At 50.4% G+C, this 1,081-nt stretch carries 2 pseudogenes; both read right to left on the reverse strand.

From position 1 onward, the window contains the following. A pseudogene (locus ACRC27_RS12145) lies at window positions 1-161 on the reverse strand (glutaminase A); the annotation flags it as partial. 315 nt (window positions 162-476) lie between these two features. Next, window positions 477-1,081, reverse strand: a pseudogene (locus ACRC27_RS12150) (hypothetical protein); the annotation flags it as partial.

Genomic DNA, 1,081 nt, shown 5'->3' on the forward strand with positions numbered 1-1,081 from the left:
ACGCGTTCTAATGCCGGATAGACCGTCGAAACCTTCCCATTCGTATCGGTACCGAAACGCGCATGCGCTTCTTGCACTAAGGTGGTCACGGTATGTTGATCTGGCAGGTGACCGGTTGAAACATAGCTGTTAAATCCGGTACTGGCTTTACTGGTTGGCATATCAAGTATCTCCGGTAGTCGCTGTTAATGACCATTCACTCAGCATGGCGGTAGAGATACAGTTAAGAATAGACAGGATTTTTAAAAACGTGGTGGCGTGTTGTGTTTATTGCGCAGGCAGAAGAACAAAAAAGAATCAACGAAGGGATGATTATAAGCGTTTGATTAGGGATAGATTACGCGAATGAACCCTCCTGCAAACCTTACATCACGACTTTCTCTCACGATCGCTGCACATGATTCCTCCCAACAAAAAGGGCTGCCATGCAGCCCGTTGACTTATTACTTCGATGCTATCCGCACTTTATCCTGTGGTTAAATTTTCACCCACGCATCGTTCCAGTGGCTACCGGTGCCAGGGGCATAATGGCTGGTAGAGCCACCACACCAACCACTAAATGGCCACGGTTTACACTCGTAATCACTCCCTGCATGACTCACGCGATCACCGGCCTGATAGGCGGTATCAGGGGTATAGGTCGGGTAATTGTCTTGGTTGCCCTCATTTCCTTCATTACCGCCATTTCCTCCATTGTCTTCATTGCCGCCGCCGGCAACGGTATCGACCAACGTGATATTAAAACGCTGCTGTGAACCTTGCTTACCGCCTTCGGCCATCCCTTCCAGTAACAGGTCATAAGACCCTGCGCTGAGGTTGTCTAACGCCAACAACAAGGTGCCATTCCCCTCAATGCGGGCGCTGGCATTACCGCGCGGATTACCCGCTTGCGCTAAGGTCGCGGTGATATCCACCGGATTTGCGGTGGTGAGCGCCAATGAAATAGCGACCTGCCCATTCACCAACGGGTATTCAGTATTGAGATTATTCAGCGTGAACTCGCTGCTCGCCCCTGCCGTAGGCGGTACAAAATCGCCACTAACGTAGTTAATTTGCGTCCAACGGCTGCTAAATAGCCACT

Origin of the sequence: Plesiomonas sp. (genome assembly GCF_051650925.1) — a bacterium.
Classification (GTDB): Bacteria; Pseudomonadota; Gammaproteobacteria; order Enterobacterales; family CAMTGL01; genus Plesiomonas.